The following is a 14,562-nucleotide window of genomic DNA, read 5'->3' as shown; positions in this document are numbered from 1 at the left end:
GTCGCAATTCAGGCACTTGATTTTTGAGCTTGATATTGATTTTTGAAATTCTTAAAATAATGAAAACATGAAAAAAGAACTTTTACTGGATTTTTCCATAGATAAAGAAAACAAGCAAATTAATGTAAAACGCGAATTTGAAGCCACCCTCGACAGGGTTTGGACTGCATGGACGGAGGCCGATCAGCTCGACCAGTGGTGGGCGCCGAAACCGTATGTGAACAAAACCAAATCAATGGATTTTAAAACTGATGGTTTTTGGCTGTACTCGATGACGGTGTCCAAAAGGCGATGTGCACTGGAGCAGGACAGATTATAAATCGGTAGACACCTTAAAAAGTTTTTCGGGACTCGATGCTTTTTGTGATGAAAACGGCGCAGTTACGAACGACTTCCCAAGGTCATTATGGAAAGTGTCTTTTGAGGCGAAAGAAGAACCGGTCACAACTGTAAACATCCATATCCAATACGATTCGGTTGCAGACCTCGAAAAGACGCTGGATACCGGATTTCAGGAAGGATTTACGATGGGAATGGAAAATCTTGATGCGCTGCTTGCGAGATAATTCACCCCGAAGACATGAAGGCACAAAGGCGCAAAGTATTTTTCCCTCGCGCCTTTGTGCTTCGTCCCTTTTGTTTTAGATTATACGAAAGGTTCAAAACAATCGTAATTGCGCTGCCTGTAAATCTTCCCGTCTTTAAATTCAAAAAATTGTGCAAAATAAGCGACCATAGTATCGCCGGCAGCAAGGTTTCCGACAGGTATCGATAAAGTACCTTTCCAGACTGCTTCTAGAATGACACTGTTGTCAAAGGCATGCAGGTTCCGGATTTCGTAGGTTTCTTTCGACATTAATTTGCTGCCTCTTTCAGCACCGGCTTTTAAATCGTCAAGATTGCGAATGGCAGTAGCTTTCAGGATGGCATTCGGGAATTCAACCTGTTCGATATCGGGATGGTAGAATTGCTCTAGTTCTTTTACCGATCGGCGTTCTTCCATCATTTTGAGGAAAGCGGTTACGGTTTCTTTGTTTTGGGATGAATTGGCATTCATGACAAATTACAGCGTTTCCTTCAGCCATTTATAAAATTCGCGCTGCCAGACAATTGCATTCTGCGGTTTCAAAACCCAGTGGTTCTCTTCCGGGAAATACAGCAAACGGCTTTTAAGGCCGCGCAATTGTGCTGCCTGAAATGCTTCCTGTCCTTGTCCGATTGGCACACGGTAATCTTTTCCGCCCTGAACGATAAGAATTGGCTTGTTCCATTTTTCTACCATTGTCGCCGGATTGAATTCGTTGTAGGCTTTTTGCGCCACGGCATTGTCTTTTTCCCAATAAGCGCCGCCGAAATCCCAGTTGTTGAAGAAAACTTCTTCAGTAGTCCCGAACATTGATTGCGTGTTGAAAACACCGTCATGCGCGATAAAAGTCTTGAAGCGATTGTTGTGAATTCCGGCCAGATAAAACACAGAATATCCGCCATAACTTGCGCCGACACAGCCTAAACGCGCTTTATCGACGTAATTTTCTTTAGCTACATCGTCAATTGCCGAAAGATAATCCTTCATGACCTGTCCGCCCCAATCCTTGCTGATTTGCTCATTCCATTCAACACCGTGGCCTTGCATGCCGCGACGGTTTGGCGCTACGACTACGTATCCATTAGCCGCCATCAATTGGAAATTCCAACGGAAAGAATAGAATTGCGTGAGTGGCGATTGCAGCCCGCCCTGGCAGTATAATAGTGTCGGATATTTTTTTGAAGCATCGAAATTCGGAGGCAAAATCACCCAAACGAGCATTTTTTTGTTATCGGTTGTGGTGACATACCGTCTTTCGATTTTGCTTAACGTCAATTTACTGTAAGTTTCGTCGTTAACCGATGTCAATTTCAGCCAAGTTTTCTTCTTTAAATTATACGAATACAATTCGGCCGCATGGTTCATGTCGGTTCTTGACAAGATAATGTTATCGCCTGAAAGGCCAGCGATTCCTGCCACATCAAAATCGCCGTTTGTAATTTGCGTAACCGTCACTGCGATTTTTGTCAGTCCGGGAAAGTTCACTTCGAACAATTGTAACGTCCCATCGATTGGTGCCTGGAAGTAGACTTTCTTTCCATCAGCGCTCCACATAAAACTTTCAACGGTGCCATCCCAACCTGCGGTCAGGTTGATGTTCATTCCTTTGAAACTTACGATGAGGTCATTTTTGTCGGCTTCGTAACCGTCGCGTTTCATTTGCAGCCAGGTCAAATTGCCTGTTGGGGAGAATTGCGGTGCGGTATCATAGCCTAAATTACCTTCGGTGCGGTTCGTGGTTTTACCGGTTTCAAGATTGTATTCGTAGATGTCGGTGTTGGTTGAAATGGCATAAGCGGTGCCGGCTTTTTTCTTGCACACATACAAAATGCTTTTGCTGTCAGGCGACCAGATGTAATCTTCGTCGCCGCCGAAAGGCTTTTGTGGTGAATCGAAACTTTCGCCCGGAAGGATGTCTTTTCCTTCGGCATTTTCTTTATTTTCCTTGTAGAAAACGTGGTTGAATTTGCCTTCGTTCCAGGTGTCCCAATGGCGGTAATCCAGGCCGTTGTAGATTTGAACGTCGGATTTTTCTAATTCCGGATAGAAGTCTTTGCCGTGGATTTTGTCGATTTTCACTTCGTCGTTGTAGACGATGTATTTTCCGTCAGGCGAAACGTTTTTGTCGTTCAGCAATGCTTTGTATTCTGTGATTTCGGTGGCTTTTCCGCCGGTTACGGGAATCGAATAATATTTTGAATTCGACTTATTTTCCTCGACAGAAGGAAAAGTCACTTTGTAAATAATGTCTTTCGTGTCTTTTGAGATGCCAAGTGCACTTACACGGCCAAGTTTCCACAAGGTTTCAGGTGACATTACATTTTGTGCGGAAGCGGTTATTCCCATTGTGATGAGGGTTAGGAAGAGGATTTTTTTCATTGGTTGGATTTTTTGTAAAAGTAGGGAATTTGAAGTTTAATGGCAAAAGGGAAAGGGGTTTCACGGAGAGAGGGAATTTAATAATACTTATGCGAGGCCTATTTTCCATGTCCCGATATTAAAATATTCTTCTTTTTCGTCAATATTTATTCTTTTATAAAATTCATCATATGTGTAGCGATATGCTTGTCTGGGAATGGCCTGAAATTTTAAAGTTTCTGGGTACAAATCAAAGACATCTAATCCTCCAAGCGCACTTAAAAGCATTGAATGCCCATGTTCAAATTTTTCCTTGATACCAAAAACCGATAACAATTTTTGCACCTCATCGTCACCCAAATAAATTTTAAAAGACCAGTTTTTAGCATTGTTAAAGACATCGAAACTTCTTCCTGATAAATTATATTGATTAGCGCTGAATAATTTAAAACAGCTATTAATACATGTAGTTAAATCATTAATACTGTTAAGATAATGAAATTTTTCAAAACTTAAATCTATAATATTTTCCATCGCAGATTGAAGTTTTTCATATATATTGGAAGTGCCCCAGAAGAAATTTGAATTTAACCACTCCCTGTAATTTAATTTTGTTCTAATCTCATCTGTAGACAAGTCAGACCTGTCGCACAGTGACAAATATTTTTGATGAATTTCTGATACTTCTTCTATTTTAAATTCGATTTTATAAGGTTTCTGAAGTTTTCTGTAATCTGATATCTGAGAATACATATCCATCATAAGTATTTCATCTTGAATCGGGATGAAATTTCCATCTAAGGGGATATGAAAAGTTTTTATTTCTGGGCTGGTTAAGTAGGGATTTTTACCTTTTTCCGGCTTTAATAATTTTGGTTTTTCATAAATCGTCCTAACCAGAATTTCAATCATAGCGTCAAATTCAGCTTTTTGTCTGAAGTCTATTGTGGCAATTCCTTTAAAATGAGTTGGAATAGCGCAACTTTCATCATTGTCGTAAGATCCTTCAACAAGCAGGGGAATAAACTTTTTTCGATTTATTCCATACATGATTTCTCCGGATATGATTTGTTGTTCATACCCAACGCCTCCATTACGGTTTAGAGACTTTTTTCGATAAGTTGGCGTAAGGATTACCAATACCTTGTCACTTTCTTCAATAGATTTCTCCATAAATTGCGTAAAACTTTCGCCAGGAGCTATGTCATATTGATCTAAGAATACATCTATCCCGCTTTCAATCAATTTATCTGCTAAATGTCTTACCCAGTCTTTATGGGAATCGTTATCCCAAGAATAGGTAATAAATACTTTCTTTTCCATTTACTATTGTAAAAATATTACCTTTCAAATATACTCAACAAAGTGATAACAAAAAAAGCTACCCCGAAGGATAGCTTTTAAAATATGTTTAAAAATTTACTGCTTGATAAAACGCTTCACAGTCGTTTGTCCTTCAGAAGTCACTTCGAGCATATAAGCGCCGGCGGTCAAATCTGAAACAGAAATCGTTCCGTTTACGATTTTGCCTTTGCCTACTTCCTGGCCTAAAGTATTTACAACTCTGTAAGTCGCATTTTCATTTACGTCAGAAACATTTAGCAACATACCTTTAACCGGGTTCGGGAATAATTTGAATTCCGGTTTTAAAGCGATGACTTCTTCATTTTCTCTCGCAGTTGAAACGATGTTTAACGTATAATCTTCAACCTGTCCGTAAGAGAAAGCCTCACAAGCTGTTGGAATCGCGTTGTATTTCATCGAAACCCGCATTCTCGTAGCGCCCAAAGTTGCAGTTGCCGGAATCGTGAACGAGCCTGTTGCCGGAGTTGTCGTAGAAGCTGCTTTCGTGAAAACAGTTTCGCCTGAATCGGTAAAATCGCCATCATGGTTGTAATCGATGAAAACCGCATAACCTTCGCTGTAAACAGTGCTTGTCCATGCCGGAGTGACGGTAATGGTATAAGCCGTTCCTCTTGTAGCATTTGAAGATACAGTCGTAAAGTTTTCATAACCGGCAGTTCCCGTTGAAGAATTGTTGATGGTTCCGAAAACCACTTTGCTGATTCTTTCATCCGCTGTATTATTGCCTTGTGAAGTACAATAAGTAACAGTGTTTGACAAAGTCGTCACGCTTACAACATTGCTTGAGGCAGAAACATTTCCTGCGGCGTCTTTTGCTTTTACTGAGAAAGTATAAGCGGTAGCGGCAGTCAGTCCTGTTACTGCATATGAAGTTGTGGTCACAGTTGCTTTCAAAGTCGCGCCTTGGTACACATCATATCCTGTTACGCCAACATTGTCTGTTGAAGCCGTCCAGGAAAGGTTGGTTGTAGTTTGGGTTGTGCCTGAAGCTGCTAACGAAGTCGGAGCCGTTGGCGCAGTTGTATCGGCAGTTCCCGCAACGATATTTACGGTGTAATCTTCTACTTGTCCGTAAGAAAAAGCCTCACACGAAGTTGGTGTTGCGTTGTATTTCATCGAAACCCTCATTCTTGTAGTACCTAAAGCTGCTGTTGCCGGAACGGTGAAAGAACCACTAACCGGAGTTGTCGTTGAAGCCGCTTTTGTGAAAATCTGCTCACCCGCATCTGCAAAGTCACCGTCTTTGTTGAAGTCAATCCACGCGGCGTAGCCTTCGCTGTAAGCGGTGCTTGTCCAGTTTGGCGTAATGGTTAAAGTGTAAGCGGTATTTTGCGTCAGGTTGGTAGAGATTGATGTGAAATCTGTATAACCTGTTCCGCCGGTTGAAGCATTGTTGATCGTACCCACCTGAACGCGGCCGATTTGCTCGTCGGCAACGCTGCCGCCTTGTGAGGCGCAGTAAGAAATTGTCACGGCAGAAGTTGTTACACTCACGATGTTACTTGCAGTTGAAGCATTTCCGGCCGCATCTTTTGCAATTACATAGAAAGAATAAGTAGTAGATGCGGTCAATCCGGTAACGGCGTAAGTAGTTGTTGTAACAGTCGCTTTGAAAACGCCACCTTGATAAACATCATATCCTGTTACACCAACATTATCTGTTGAAGCTGTCCATGATAAATTTGTTGTAGTTGAAGTTGTTCCTGACGCAGCCAAAGAAGTGGGTGCTGTCGGAGCAGTTGTATCCGCAACCGGAGCTAAAGTTGTAACATTTACGGTGTTACTTGCTGTTGAAGCGTTTCCTGCAGCGTCTTTCGCAATTACATAGAAAGCATAAGCAGTGGAAGCTGTCAATCCCGTTACTGCATAAGAAGTCGAAGTTACATTCGCTTTGAAAACACCACCTTGATACACATCATAACCTGTAACGCCAACATTATCGGTTGAAGCCGTCCATGAAAGATTGGTTGTCGTTTGCGTAGTGCCTGAAGCTGCTAAAGATGTCGGTGCAGAAGGCGCAGTCGTATCGGTTGAACCCGCAGTAATTGTAAAGTTTACATTTGAAATGTCAAAGAAAATGTGGTTGCTTCCTTTAACCATGATTCTATTAGCTGTCCCAACGTTGTTTGGAACTGTAATGGTCTGTGTTCCGTCGTTTGGCGTCCCTGCCAAAATGGTTACAGGATAGTGTTTCCACCGTCTGTTGATAATAAGATGTCAACATTCGCAGCATTTACACCATTCGCGGTTGTTCCGGCAACATTCCAGGTTACGGTTTGCGTAGAACCTGCAGCCCATGAAACGGCTGTGTTTGGTGCGCTTACCGTAAAAGGTCAGGCAGTCGCGTTCACAGTTACGATCATATCGTCGCTGTTGTTGGCTGGCCAGCCTGCGCGGTTGTCGCGAACAGTCAATCTGAAATTCAACGTTCTGGCTACAGAAGAAAGCGCTTCAACAGTCAGTTCAGTTCCTGCAGTCGTAGTCGAATTGGCAATCGTTGAAGATAATTTTGGGAAATATCTTACCGGAGAAGTTGACGCAGGATAAGACCTGAAGTTCGGGCCAGTCGTTTTCGTAGCACTTGGCGCAGTCGCAGCTGTTCCATTATCCATTTCTTCCCAGTCATAAGTCAAAGTGTCGCCATTGGCGTCTGTTCCAGCGCCTGTTAACATAAACGGTGTGCTTTTCGGAATGGTATAATCCAATCCGGCATTTGCAGTCGGAATCGCATTTCCGGTTACGGTCGTGGTCTGACAAGTTGTAGATTTCACATAATTAGTCACCTGTTGGATGCTGATTGCATGGAAAAACGGGTCAGAGTGCGGCTGTACATCCAAAGATGTAATGCCTGCATAACCCATGATCGTCGAGCCGCTTCCGGGTTCCATTTGCGCTCCTGTTCCTTCGTTACTGTGCGTAAAAGTGTGGTTCGCGCCAAATTGGTAGCCGATTTCATGCGCTACATAATCAATATCGAAATTATCTCCAGACGGAATACCGTCGTTTGGCGAGGTAAATCCGCTTCCTTTTCCTAACGGAACAGAAGATGTTGGATTTTTACATACACAACCGATACAGCCTGCATTCCCGCCGCCGCCAGTTGCACCGAATAAGTGACCGATGTCGTAGTTGGCACTTCCGATGTTGTTGGTTAACGTTGTTTGTAATTCCTGATTCCACGCGCCATCAGCACCGGTCGCGGCAGCAGAATAAGGATCTGTTGACGCACTGGTGTAAATTACCGTGTCGGTATTGGCAATCAGGTTCATGTGCACGCCGAAATCTTTTTCAAAAACGCCGTTAACACGTGTCATTGTTGCGTTGATGGCAGCCAGGGCGAGTGCTTTCGTACCCCCGAAATAAACGGTATATTCGCCTGTTACTGACATCGCAAGGCGAAAATTCCTTAAATTCCCATCATCTGCATTCGGACGCAAAGCACTTGTCGTAATATCTTTTTTCGCTTTGTCAATCAGCGTACATTCAAATTTTGTAAGCGAAGCAATCTTATCTGATTTGCGGTAAACTGCATAAGTGCTCAAATCTTTGGTATAAGGCTCGATGAAAACAGCCGATTTGTCTGCATAAATCACCATACTTTCCAATCCAAGTGGTGAAATACTGAAGTGGATTGTTGCCGACGGATTGTTAATGCCTTGTCCGGCGTAAGATTTGATTTCCGAATACCTGGCCGCGAGCGCAGGATCCATGTTGGAGAATTCGAAAACCCTGAAGTTTTCCATTTGCCCGTCGGCGTTCGGAAAAGAAATCGTGATTCCTTTTGTGCCTGAAAACCTTGAAGTGGCTGTAACCAGAGCGTTTTTCAGCTTGTTGGCATCGAGTGAGAACAGATGCGGATTTGTTAGTGCCGTTTTGTTCTCCATTACAACAGCGTTAGATTTAACGGTTGTTTTGCTCCACGGTGTGGTTCCCTGAGCAAACGAAAACCCCGTCATTGCTATAAAAATAACGGAAAGTAGTTTGTTTTTCATAAATAAATCTGTTTTGATTTGGGGGATTAATAATAATTTAACATTTCAAATATAAAATTAAAAAACAATTCAAAATTTATATTTGTAACAATTTTTTCAGCATAGCGCAATAATTTAACAAAATCATCGACGAATGGTATTTTGTAACATCATCTTTTGATAGATTAATAGGAAAACGATATTGAAATAAATCAGCTTCTAAATGGAAATTAGCTACTAAAAATCTATTTTTATAAAAATTTTCACAGATGCACCTGAGTTATTGGGAAATAAAAAATTGGTTTACAACTATTGATTTTACGATTGTTGGAAGTGGTATTGTCGGTCTTCATTGTGCGTTACGCTTGCGCGAAAGATTTCCTGAAAGCCGTATTTTAATCCTTGAAAAAGGAATGCTGCCACAAGGTGCAAGCACTAAAAATGCCGGTTTTGCCTGCTTTGGGAGTATTTCTGAAATCCTTGATGATCTTAAATCGCATTCTGAAGAAGAAGTCATAAGCCTAATTCAAAAAAGATGGAGCGGCCTGCATTTACTGCGTAAAAAACTAGGTGATGTGACAATTGATTTCAAGCCTTATGGCGGTTACGAATTGTTTTTGAAAGAAGATGAAAGCAGTTTTTCAGAATGTATGGCCAGAATTCCGTTCATCAACGAAATCATCAAACCGATTTTCAAAGCCGATGTTTTCAACAAGCAAATTGACCGTTTTGGTTTCGGCGGCATTCATGAATACAGTATTTATAATCCATTCGAAGCACAAATCGATACCGGGAATATGATGCAGGCACTTTTAAAATTAGCGATTTCCGAAAATATCCTGATTTTAAACCAACAGACCGTCGATGCTTTTCACGATAAAGAAAATGGTGTTGAGGTGAATATCGGTGATTTTTCATTCACCACAAAAAAACTGCTTTTCGCCACAAATGCTTTTGCTTCAGAACTTACAAAAGGCGCTGTAAAACCTGCAAGAGCGCAGGTTTTAATCACAAAGCCGATTGAGAATCTCGACATAAAAGGTACCTTTCACCTCGATCGCGGCTATTATTATTTCCGGAATATCGGCGACCGGATTTTATTCGGCGGCGGCCGCAACCTCGATTTTGAAACCGAAACGACAACCGAATTCGGGCAGACACAAATCGTCCAGAATAAATTGGAAAGATTACTAAAAGAAGTAATTTTGCCTGGCCGCGATTTTGAAATCGAACACCGATGGAGCGGAATCATGGGGATGGGAAGCAGTAAAAACCCGATTGTGGAACAGCTTTCCCAAAATGTATATTGCGGCGTAAGATTGGGCGGAATGGGCGTTGCGATCGGCAGCTTAATAGGAACTGAATTAGCAGATTTGATATAATGGCGGTAAAAATACAAAAGAAGAAACAGCCCGAAAAAAAAGAAAAACCTAAGCCACGAAGCAGAGCACGCAAAATAATGCGCTTTTTATTCAAAGCGATGCTGTGGTTTTTCGGTGTTACGATTTTCCTGGTGATTGTTTTCAAATGGGTGCCAATCCCTTATACGCCGCTGATGGCCGTTCGGGCAATGGAGAGCCGTCCTGAAGGCAAAAAACCTTACGAAGGCCATCACGATTGGGTTCCGATTGAAAAAATCTCCAAAAATATGCAGCGCGCCGTAATTGCAAGCGAAGACGGCAATTTCCTGACACATCACGGTTTCGATTTTAATGCGATACAAAAAGCGATGGACAATAATGAAAAAGGAAAAAAATTAAAAGGCGGCAGCACGATTTCACAGCAAACTGCCAAAAATGTTTTCCTTTGGCAAGGCAGAAGTTATCTCCGCAAAGGCCTTGAAGCATATTTTACAGTTTTAATCGAATTGATCTGGGGAAAAGAACGCATCATGGAAGTCTACCTGAACAGCATCGAAATGGGCGATGGCGTTTTTGGCGTACAGGCAGCATCGAAATATTGGTACAGGAAAGATGCCGACAAACTCAGCAAGCGCGAAGCTGCCGGAATTGCCGCGATTTTGCCAAGTCCGAGACGGTATACGGCGACCAATTCAACGTCATATATCGAAAGGCGAAAAAGCCGCATCGTCAAACACATGGCCTACGTCGGGAAACTTGATTATTAAAATGCAACAGAAATTCCTGCTTGTCTTTTTATTTATCGTAACGATTGCTTTCGGGCAACGAGGCGCTGAAGCCGGCGTGATTTCAGATAACGACCTTTATTTTTCTTCGGTGAACGACAAATACTATACAAACGGTTTTGAGTTTTATTATCGTTATACGAATAAAAAGAAGAAAGAAAATATCAATAAAAAAATGACCGAGTTTAAAATCGGGCAATACATTTACGTTCCTTACACAAGATTTGCCGTTGAACCTGAGCGGAACGACCGTCCGTTTGCAGGTTATCTTTTTATCGAAGCAGGACAGAATATTTTCTACCAAAACGAATCTGTCCTGAAAATGAACCTGCAATTGGGATTTGTCGGGCCGAATGCTTTTGGCGAAGAGACCCAGCATTTTTTCCATAAGAATTTCGGCTACAAAAGGATTTACGGCTGGGAAAACCAGATTAGAAATGCTTTTGCTGTTCAGGGGAATATGTTTTTTTCGAAGGAAATATTTCCGAATTTCAATGACAAAATCGATTTCCATGTGCAGGCCGATGTGAATTTCGGAACAGTCTGGGACGGCATTACAACCGGAATTTTATCAAGAATGAGCCTGAAGCCATTGCTTCCAATTTACAATTCTAACCTTCATGGCGCATCGACCAATGCTGACAGGAAAATTTACAAAGACGAACGCGAATTTTATTTTTATGTAAATCCCGGCGTTAATTATCAATTATATGATACGACTGTTACAGGAAGCTTGTTCAGTGATAACAGTCCGGTTACACGAAGCATCATCCCTTTCAGGCTCAACCTTGAAGCCGGATTCAAATACCGCAAAAACAACTGGAACCTGTCTTACGTTTTCATTTATAAAGGTAAGGAAGTGCGCATGCCGAGAAATACGGGGTATTTTTATGGGTCGATTACGATTGGGCACATGCTTTAGGAATTTCAAAAATCAATTTCAACTTCAAAAAAATCAAATCAAAAAAATTCCAAATTCCAATTCAGATGAAAAGGAGTTTGGAATTTTTGTGAGTTTGAAATTGCAATTGATTTTTGCAATTGAAATTTATTTTGGCATCTCCCGATATCCCATATTAAATAAAGTAAATGCCTGGATATCCGCCGCTTCTTCAATAATCTTAGCGACCGGTTTTCCTGCACCATGACCGGCATTGGTTTCAATGCGAATCAACACAGGATTGTTGCCTGATTGTTTTTCCTGCAATTCTGCGGCAAATTTAAAGCTGTGCGCAGGTACCACGCGATCATCATGATCGCCTGTCGTGACGAGTGTTGCCGGATATTGCACGCCCGATTTAACATTATGTACCGGAGAATATTTTTTCAGGTAATTGAACATTTCGCGTGAATCTTCGGCAGTTCCGTAGTCATAAGCCCAACCTGCTCCCGCCGTAAAAGTATGATAGCGCAACATATCGAGTACACCCACGGCAGGCAATGCCACTTTAAACAAATTTGGTCTTTGCGTCATTACGGCGCCCACTAACAATCCGCCGTTTGAACCGCCTTTGATGGCGAGGTAATCTTCCGAAGTATAACCTTGTTTTTGAAGGAATTCTGCGGCGGCGATAAAATCATCAAATACATTTTGCTTCTCCATTTTGGTTCCGGCATCGTGCCATTTCGAGCCATATTCGCCACCGCCACGCAAGTTTGCTACAGCATAAACACCGCCCATTTCGAGCCAAACGGCGTTGCCGATGCTGAAGGTTGGCGTAAGGCTGATGTTAAATCCGCCATAACCGTAAAGAATCGTCGGGTTTTTACCGCTTAATTGCAATCCTTTTTTATAAGTGATGATCATCGGTACTTTGGTAGCGCCGTCTTTTGAGGTATAAAAAACCTGTTTCGATTCGAAATCATTGCTGTTGAATTCGACTTTCGGTTTCACAAATACTTTCGATTCGCCAGATTTCGGATTGAAACTGTAAATTGTTCCGGGCGTAATATAATTAGTGAAATTGAAATACAAAGTTTCATCTTTCATACGGCCTGAAAATCCTTCAGAAGTCCCGATTCCCGGCAAATCAACCTCGCGGACGAGCTTGCCGCTGTAATCATATTGTTTTACGACGGAAATAGCGTCCTTCATATAATTCGTAAAAATATAACCTGCGCCGGTTGTTGGCGTGAGCACATTTTCGGTTTCCTTAATGAAATCTTTCCAGTTTTTTGATTGCGGCTGAGACGCGTCAACAATTACAATTCGTCTGTTTTCAGCTTTGAGGTTGGTGGTGATGTAAAGTTTCGAACCTACATTATCCAATACATCGGCATCGTGTTCGAAACCGCTGAGCATCTGCACAATCGCGCTGTTCGGTTTTGTAAGGTCTTTCAGGTACAATTCATTCCCTGAAGTCGAATTGGCTGCAGAAATAAAAAGATAATGGTTGTCTTCTGAAACCGATGCGCCAACGTAGCGTATTTTTTCCTTTTCGCCAAAAACGACAATATCTTCTTTTTGGGTTTTTCCGAGTGTATGGTAATACAATTTGTGCTGGTCGGTTTTTGCGGAAAGCGCACTGCCTTTTGGTTTTTCGTAGCTTGAATAGTAGATGCCTTCATTACCTTTCCATGAAAGTCCGCTAAATTTTACATCAACTAGTTTGTCATCTAAAGGCTGTTTGGTTTTGGCGTTCAGGAAAACTACTTTGCGCCAGTCGCTGCCCGCTTCAGAAATGGAATAAGCCACCAGAGATCCGTCTTCTGTAAAGCTTACGACGTCGAGCGAAGTCGTTCCGTCGACAGAAAAAGAATTCGGGTCAAGGAAAATTTCCTCCTGCCCCGACTGGTCACTTGCGGTACAAAACCGACTGGTTCTGCAATCCGTTATTCTTATAATAATAGGTATAATCCCCACGTTTGAATGGCGCGGTGATTTTTTCGTAATTCCACAATTCCTTCATACGGTCACGGATCGCATCCCTGAACGGTATTTTTTTGAGGTAATCAAAAGTGACATCGTTTTCGGCCTTTACCCAGGCTGCCGTTTCGGCCGATTTGTCATCTTCCAGCCAACGGTAAGGATCGCTGACTTTTGTGTCGAAATAAGTGTCAACCGTTTGTCCTTTAGCAGTTTTCGGATAATTAAGCGGTTTTTGGGTTTGTGCAAATGAAGGCATAGTTGTGCTTACAACCATAAATAACAGCATTCTTTTCATAAGAATTAAATTTTGGTTGCATCAAAAATAGTAAAAAGGAATTTACTAATATGCCAAAAACAATGGTTTATAAGCGCGCCAGTGTTTGTAGATTAACAAGCGGTGGGAGAATCTATAATCAGTCCTCACAATTAAAAGAAGACTGCCTTCAATCAATGTAGTTTTTTATACCTTTAAAAACATCAAAAGCCATAACCACTGAAAGTGTCCGTTTTGTTATTATCACAGCTAGTAGGCTGATTGTTTGACGAATATTTTAAAACAATAGCAATTGATGTGAAGACAGTTTTTTAAAAACAGTTAGCTTAGCGCTTCAAAAACTACACCTGCTGAATTTCAAAAAAAGTATTCAATGGAAAAATTTAAAATAACTTTCTTTGTTTTTTTCATGATTTTAATTTCATGTAAAAGCATCAAAGAAACACAAGTAAAAAAGCAAATTCATAATAATGAAAGGAGTTTGTATATTGTCGATACGTTATATTTCAATAATCCCCTAATAGTCGAATTTAAAAATAAAGACTTTACAACACAATTACTTTTGTTGAAACAGACAGAAATAGATACTATGGATTTTAAAAAACATGGCGATTTTATTAAAGTTGTAAATAATTATAGTGGATATTTATTTTCCACGCCACAAGAGTTTTCATGTATCTTAAATAATTTTATTACGTTACAACCTAAGTGTGTTTCAAAATCTGATCTTGATTTACAGAAACAAATCAGAAAGTCCGAAAAAGACTCTGTTTGGATTTTAAATGAAAACGGAGAAGTTGCCGAAAAAAATTATAAAGGCTGGAAACACTATGAAATTCTTCAGCGAAAATTTTTATGTTTTTTGGTCAAAGGAAGAATATTGAAATTCTGCACATCAATAGATGAAATTGAAATTGTCGGTAATGACAATGTTTATTACAAGTTGTTGGTACCAATTACTTGGAATGACAAATAAATGTTACAGATGCTAGG

General features: G+C 41.1%; 11 protein-coding genes and 1 pseudogene. 6 read left to right on the top strand and 6 right to left on the bottom strand.

Going from position 1 to position 14,562, the window contains the following annotated elements; translation table 11 throughout:
- Window positions 1–67: 67 nt before the first annotated feature.
- Window positions 68–319: an SRPBCC family protein gene (locus tag ACSLFW_RS02540; protein WP_436554511.1), complete on the top strand. Its 252-nt coding sequence runs from the start codon at window positions 68–70 to the stop codon at window positions 317–319.
- On the top strand, window positions 294–566 hold the full coding sequence (locus tag ACSLFW_RS02535) for a hypothetical protein (protein ID WP_436554510.1): 273 nt from the start codon (window positions 294–296) through the stop codon (window positions 564–566). The genes ACSLFW_RS02540 and ACSLFW_RS02535 overlap by 26 nt, the downstream gene beginning before the upstream one ends.
- 80 nt (window positions 567–646) lie before the next feature.
- Here ACSLFW_RS02535 and ACSLFW_RS02530 read toward each other — a convergent pair whose 3' ends face one another.
- From ACSLFW_RS02530 to ACSLFW_RS02510, 5 genes are all read right to left on the bottom strand, one after another.
- On the bottom strand, window positions 647–1,057 hold the full coding sequence (locus ACSLFW_RS02530) for a nuclear transport factor 2 family protein (protein WP_436554509.1): 411 nt from the start codon (window positions 1,055–1,057) through the stop codon (window positions 647–649).
- 6 nt (window positions 1,058–1,063) lie between these two features.
- Window positions 1,064–2,965 carry a S9 family peptidase gene (locus tag ACSLFW_RS02525; RefSeq protein WP_436554508.1) on the bottom strand — a complete coding sequence of 634 codons (1,902 nt, stop codon included), beginning with the start codon at window positions 2,963–2,965 and terminating at the stop codon, window positions 1,064–1,066.
- Window positions 2,966–3,052: 87 nt separating this feature from the next.
- Window positions 3,053–4,267 carry a toll/interleukin-1 receptor domain-containing protein gene (locus ACSLFW_RS02520; RefSeq protein WP_436554507.1) on the bottom strand — a complete coding sequence of 405 codons (1,215 nt, stop codon included), beginning with the start codon at window positions 4,265–4,267 and terminating at the stop codon, window positions 3,053–3,055.
- 96 nt (window positions 4,268–4,363) lie between these two features.
- Complete coding sequence (locus ACSLFW_RS02515) at window positions 4,364–6,481, bottom strand: GEVED domain-containing protein (RefSeq protein ID WP_436554506.1); 2,118 nt, start codon at window positions 6,479–6,481, stop codon at window positions 4,364–4,366.
- A 161-nt stretch (window positions 6,482–6,642) separates the two neighbouring features.
- Complete coding sequence (locus ACSLFW_RS02510) at window positions 6,643–8,301, bottom strand: reprolysin-like metallopeptidase (RefSeq protein WP_436554505.1); 1,659 nt, start codon at window positions 8,299–8,301, stop codon at window positions 6,643–6,645.
- A gap of 248 nt (window positions 8,302–8,549) precedes the next feature.
- On the opposite strand from ACSLFW_RS02510, the gene ACSLFW_RS02505 reads away from it, so the two are divergent.
- From ACSLFW_RS02505 to ACSLFW_RS02495, 3 genes are all read left to right on the top strand, one after another.
- A complete protein-coding gene (locus ACSLFW_RS02505) occupies window positions 8,550–9,662 on the top strand; it encodes an NAD(P)/FAD-dependent oxidoreductase (RefSeq protein WP_436554504.1) in 1,113 nt (370 codons plus the stop codon).
- Between the two features lie 77 nt (window positions 9,663–9,739).
- The gene (mtgA, locus tag ACSLFW_RS02500) at window positions 9,740–10,408 is read left to right on the top strand and encodes a monofunctional biosynthetic peptidoglycan transglycosylase (protein ID WP_436554503.1); all 669 of its coding nucleotides are present in this window, start codon (window positions 9,740–9,742) and stop codon (window positions 10,406–10,408) included.
- Window position 10,409: 1 nt separating this feature from the next.
- Complete coding sequence (locus ACSLFW_RS02495) at window positions 10,410–11,348, top strand: lipid A-modifier LpxR family protein (protein ID WP_436554502.1); 939 nt, start codon at window positions 10,410–10,412, stop codon at window positions 11,346–11,348.
- Between the two features lie 126 nt (window positions 11,349–11,474).
- On the opposite strand, the pseudogene ACSLFW_RS02490 reads toward ACSLFW_RS02495, so the two are convergent.
- Window positions 11,475–13,569 (bottom strand): annotated as a pseudogene (locus ACSLFW_RS02490) (prolyl oligopeptidase family serine peptidase).
- Between the two features lie 373 nt (window positions 13,570–13,942).
- Between ACSLFW_RS02490 and ACSLFW_RS02485 the strand changes: the two are divergent.
- Entirely contained in the window at window positions 13,943–14,545 is a 603-nt protein-coding gene (locus ACSLFW_RS02485) for a hypothetical protein (protein ID WP_436554501.1), read from the top strand.
- The last annotated feature ends 17 nt before the right edge of the window (window positions 14,546–14,562 follow it).

Origin of the sequence: Flavobacterium sp. 3HN19-14, from assembly GCF_051373205.1 — a bacterium.
In the GTDB taxonomy this organism is placed as follows: Bacteria; Bacteroidota; Bacteroidia; order Flavobacteriales; family Flavobacteriaceae; genus Flavobacterium.
The sequence above is the reverse complement of the archived record's forward strand: the minus strand, read 5'-3'. Positions and strand labels throughout refer to the sequence as shown.